The 5,582-nt window shown below is 63.6% G+C and carries 2 protein-coding genes; one reads left to right on the top strand and one right to left on the bottom strand.

The annotated features are described in order from the left end of the window. Window positions 1-25 precede the first annotated feature (25 nt). Window positions 26-2,746, top strand: coding sequence for an S-layer homology domain-containing protein (locus H6A15_RS09920; protein WP_204673597.1), 2,721 nt, complete (start codon window positions 26-28; stop codon window positions 2,744-2,746). A 99-nt stretch (window positions 2,747-2,845) separates the two neighbouring features. Here the strand turns inward: H6A15_RS09920 and H6A15_RS09915 are convergent, their stop codons facing one another. Continuing rightward, window positions 2,846-5,557 carry an S-layer homology domain-containing protein gene (locus H6A15_RS09915; RefSeq protein WP_204673596.1) on the bottom strand — a complete coding sequence of 904 codons (2,712 nt, stop codon included), beginning with the start codon at window positions 5,555-5,557 and terminating at the stop codon, window positions 2,846-2,848. Window positions 5,558-5,582 lie beyond the last annotated feature (25 nt).

Raw genomic sequence — 5,582 nt, 5'->3', positions numbered from 1 at the left:
GTTCCTTATGGAAGGAGAAAGACGTATGACAGCTTGCGTCAACAAGAAGCACACGAGGAGGGTCGCGCTCGCCATCTCCGCCTCGCTCGTGGGGGCCCTGAGCCTGGGCGCCGCTGCGCCGGCCGTGGCGTTCGCAACGAACGACGGCATCCAGACCCTCGCGGGCGACACGCAGGATTCGCTCCGCGACGGCAAGGTCACCGCCTGGGCCGACCAGGACGGCGACGGCATCACGGCCACCGAGTTCACCTTCAACGGTGAGGCCCAGTATGTGGTTCCGACCACGGTCAAGCCTCGCGAGAACTCCGCCTTCAACCTGCCTGTCGCTGGCTACAAGGTCGCCTACTACAAGAAGACCTCGACGAAGGATCCTAACGCCGGCACGGATGTGCCGTCCGACCGCTCCGCCGACGGCTACAAGCTTACTTACATCCGCGACAAGGGCACTATCGTCCAGGAAGGGACGTACGTCGCGGTCGTCCTCCCCGACATCAGCGGCATTCAGGCAAGCGAGGGTGCACAGATCGAGTTCACGATTGTGGGCAACAAGCTCGAGAACGCGCGCGTAACGGAATATGGCATGCCGGATGACGAGATAATCACGTACAACGGCACCTATAGGCCGTTCAACACCACTGGCGGCCTCAGCATCTATGTGGGCGACCACGCGCTCAGCATCGGCTCCGGGGAAGACTTGAAATCCTACAAGATTTATCTCAATGGAGAGCCTCTTCCCGAGGGCACCGGCATCGTCGACGCCGGTGACTACTCGGTTGAGCTCTTCGGAGATGGGCAGTACGCTGGGCAGACTGCCACCATCGAGTTCACTATCGAACCCATTGACCTCTCCGCTGCTCAGATTGCCTTTGACCAAGGCGAGCAGTATGCTCAGGTGGGCGGCGCAACCGGACAAATGCCCGCCTATGTGAGCAAAATTGACGGATTCTCCCTACAGGATTACGGTACCGCAACAGATGGAAAGTCTTTCGTTGACGCTTCTGCCGGTGTGAACGCGCCCGGGAACGGTATCGTCGCCCACCTCGAATTCCTCAAGGCCGAGAGCACCCAAACCACTCCAAACGGCGCTGCTGGCTCCTATACATATAAGCTGAGCGTTCAAAATGGCGACGGCACCGAGTGCACCAACGTCGTGGGCGAGAAAAAGATTACCGTCGTTCGCTACGACGACACCGCAGTTATCAAGTACGACGGCGCGGTCGTGACCGGCGACAAGCATGACGTCGACACAACGAGCACGAACCACTTCAACAAGGACTACATCTCCGTCCGCGAGGACAACGCCGGGGCGAAGAAGCTCGATTACACCGTCAGCTACTTCAAGAAGTCGGCGGACGGCTACGCACCGGTAGAGGAGTCCGCGACCCAGTGGCCGGGCGAGTACTATGTCCAGATCGCAGTCGCCGATGACTCGTACGCGTGGGGCGGCGTTGCAGAGGTCGAGTTCACCGTCAATGCCGTCGAGGTCCAGGACGCCGACGCCTACGTCACGTACAAGGGCGAGGCGTTCGACGACGGAGACGTCGTCGACGTCTACAGCGGCGAGGACCTGATGGCGAACCTCTCCATCAGCGCCTACGACCAGGACGGCGAGAAGCTGCCCGCTGACGCCTTCGACCTCGAGGTCAAGGACGAGGACGGCAATGTGGTCACCGAGCTCGTCGACGCCGGCGACTACACCGCCACAATCAAGGAGAAGGACGAGTCGGTCTATCGCCTCGAGGATGGGGCTGACCCCACTGTCGAGTTCACCGTCGAGAAGGTCGTCATCGACGGCGCCATGGCGACGGATGACACGGCTGCGGACAACGCGGTCGCCCGCCTTGCCGGCACGATGACCTATCACTATGTCGACACCTACACCTATACGGGCGAGGCGATCGTTCCCACCTTCGAGTACGATGTGACCTCACCGGTTCAGGGATACGACAAGGCCGAGGACTGGAAGGCCCTGCCAACCGCCTCTTACAAGATCTCCTTCAAGGACGAGAAGGGCAACAAGGTCGACGAGTGCGTCGAGCCGGGCAAGTACACCGCAGTGGTCACCGACAACGCAAAGGACGACAACTACGTCGTCAAGTTCGAGAAGGACTTCTGGATCTCCAACGCCCGCGTCTTCAACGACGTCGAGAACGACGAGTGGTACTCCGAGTACGTCTACGAGGCCGCCAAGAACAGCTGGATGACCGGCTTCGACGGCACCAATTTCTTCGGCCCCGACCAGCAGATCACCCGCGGCGACGTCGCCGTCGTCCTCTGGAAGATGGCCGGCAAGCCCCAGCCGCAGGGCGCCCCCTCCGATGACTCCGAGGACTGGTACACCGAGCAGGGAGGCTGGAACACCGGGTTCGGCGACGTGAACGGCAAGATGTACTACGCCGAGGCGATCGCCTGGGCCAAGTCTGCCGAGCTCGTCACCGGCTACGACGGCACCGACTCCTACCGCCCCGACGCCTTCATCTCCCGCCAGGAGCTCGCCACGATGCTCGGCCGCTACGCGGAGAAGTGCAAGGTTGACGTGGCGGGCGCCGAGGCCGATCTCAGCGCCTACGCCGACGCCTCCTCTGTCGCCCCGTTCGCTGAGGAGTACGTCGAGTACGCGGTGTCCGCGAAGGTCATGGGCCAGGACGTCACCGAGCTCCGCCCGGCCGACGATATCACCCGCGCCGAGGTGGCGGCGATGGTCGTCCGCCTGAACGGCCAGTTCGACTTCGACCTGATGCTCTAGAATCCGGCCCGCGCCTCCAATGCGCATGAGAAGGCCCCCTCTCCCAACGGAGAGGGGGCCTTCTGCATCAGATACCGATACGGCCGGGTGTCGCCGGTCCTACTTGATGTAGTCGTTCGGGTCCAGCTTGCCGTCCGGCTGCACGCGGACGGTCATCGCGGCGACCTCGGCGCGGCTGATGGCGTCCGCCGGGCGCAGGGCGGTGACGTCCTGGCCCATGACGCCGGCCTCGACGGCCCAGGCGACGGCCTCGTCGGCGAAGTCGGCGACGGAGGCGCCGTCGGTGTAGGCGTCGAGCGCGGAGAGGTCGGCGTCGGTGTCCACGCCGGTCATCTTCGCGTAGCGGGCGAGCATGGTCGCGAGCTCCTGGCGGGAGACGCTGGCCTCGGGCGCGAAGGAGTCGGTGCCGTCGTAGCCGGTCACGATGCCGACCTTCTTGGCCCACTGGATGGCCTGGGCGTAGTACGCGTTGGCGTTCACGTCGCCGAAGCCGGTCTCGAACTTGATGTCGGAGGTGTCCTTGCCCTCGTCCTGCGCCATGTCAAACTCGAGCTCGCCGCCGGCCATCTTGAAGAGGACCACCGCGACGTCGCCGCGCTTGATGGAGTCGTTCGGGCCGAAGAGCTGGGAGCCGCTATAGCCGGTCATGTAGCCCTTTGACTGGGCGTCGTAGACCCACTGCGAGTACCACACGCCGGAGGCGGGGACGTCAGCGAAGACGCCCTTGTCGGTGACCTCGAACACGATGCTCAGGCCGGCAAGGTCGTAGTTGGTGAAGTCGCCGGAGTTGGAGATGTGGGCCTGGTACATGCCGGCCTCCGCGGGCTCCACGTCGCGCTTCGCGACCTGCCACTCATAGTGGCCGGGCTTCCCGTCAACCCAGACGCACTTCATGAGGTCGTAGCTGTCGACCGAGTAGCTCCCCTCGGGCACCTGCACCTCGTTGCCGTCGGCGTCATAGAACGTGAACGACGGGGAGAGCGCCGCGCCGGTCTCGATGAGGACGCCGTCGGGGTAGACGGTCGCGGGGTCGTCGCTGGTCTTGAGGTCCCAGACGGGTACGGCGTAGGCGGGCTTGAGCGGGTTCACGCGGAAGCCGAAGATCGTCTGGCCGCTGTAGGACACGCCGTCCACGAAGACGTAGTACTGGCCGGCGTCGACGACGGCCTCGACGGTCTCGAGCTCACCCTTGTCGTTGACCTTCTTGAACGTGACGGTGTAGTCCTCGCCCTGGACAAGCGTCTTGTCGCCGGCGGTCACCTTGAACGCCATCTTCTTGGCGAGGTCCTCGCCGGTGTAGACGTCCTCTGCGGCGTACTCCACGTTCTTGCCGTCGTAGGACATGTAAATGTCGCTGCGGCCGGCGACGTCGACGGTGTAGGACGTGACGACCTTGACCATCTCGGAGGCGACCACGGGCACGTCGTTCACCTTCTTGTTGTAGGTGACGACCACGTAGTGGGTGCCGGGCTTCGTGAGGGCGTCTGCGTCGGCCGCGGTCGCGTCGGCGTTGAGGACCTTGATGTCGAGTTCCTTGTTCTTGATGACGGAAGCGGTCGAGCTATTGACCTTGGCGATGATGTTCGAGAGGTCGAACGCCTGGTCGTCGTCGTTGAGGTCGACGTAGTAGTGGTCGCCCTGCCACAGGTCCATGTTGTCGAACTCGACGTCGGCCGTCTTGTCACCGACGTACACCTCGAACGTGGTGGAGCCGTCGACGTACTTGTCACCCTCCTTGGCCGTCATCTCGACGGTGTAGACCCCGTTATCGTGGCGGTTGACGACGCCGCCGGGGGCCTCGACGACCTTGAGCTCGACGCTGCTATCATGCTCGAACGCCCAGTCGAAGTCGCCGTCTCCGCTGTCGTTCTGCACGCCGTTCATGGCCTCGACGACGTCGTCGAATTCGACGACGTTCGGGTTAGTGTTGTTCGTTGCCAAAGTCCAGTCGGCCTTGGTAATCGCCTTGCCGATGATGGCGGTCTTGGCGAGGTCCATCTTCTCGAGCTTGAAGGTGCGCTCGGTGTGGTCGGTGCCGTCCTCCCACTGGTAGGCGACGGTGTAGGTGTTGCCGGGCACGAGCTCGGTGGTGCCAGTCAGCTTCTTGCCCTTGGCGTCGTAGATGTTCATGGTGAGCTCGTCTGTGTCGACGGCCACGCCGTTGATCGCGACGCCGATCTGCTTCTTGAAGTTCTGCGCCTGGAGGCTGCTATGGACGCCGGTGTACTCGAAGGCGGTGTCGGTGACGTCATCACCCTGGTAGATGGTCGACGCGGTCAGGTCCTTGGCGGCGATGGTGAACGCTGCGGCATCGGCGACGAACGCGTCCCAGCCGTTGCCGTCCCAGCGCGCGACGACCGTCGCATAGGTTCCGGGCTCGGTGGGAAGGCTGTAGACGGTCTCACCCTGGACGTCATGCTCGTTCCCGTCGGCGTCGGTGTAGGTCACGCCGTCGGGCGCCCAGCCGCTGGACTGGATGCGGATGTAGAAGTAGTAGAACTCACCCTCGTTGCGCACCTCCTTGTCCGGGGTGGCGGCGTACACGAGGTCGTCCAGATCCGCGCTGTACTCGACCTTGGTCGGAATCAGGCCGTGGGTGAGGCCGTCGAACATGAAGGTCTGGTTCGCCTCGCCGCCGACATAGGTGACCTCGGCGCGATCGACCGCGCTGTCGGTGCTGGCGAGGGTGCTGACGCCCTCGTCCGCGAAGGCGACCGCCGGCGCCGCGGCGCCGAGGGTGAGCGCGCCCACGAGCGACGCGGAGATCGCCAGGGCCACCCTCTTCGAATGGTTCTTGACGCAAGCTGTCATACGTCTTTCTCCTTCCATAAGGAAC

It is taken from the genome of Enorma phocaeensis (assembly GCF_016901575.1).
GTDB classification, from domain to species: Bacteria; Actinomycetota; Coriobacteriia; order Coriobacteriales; family Coriobacteriaceae; genus Limicola; species Limicola phocaeensis_A.
Note: the sequence above shows the minus strand (reverse complement) of the source record. Positions and strands in the feature narration are given on the sequence as shown.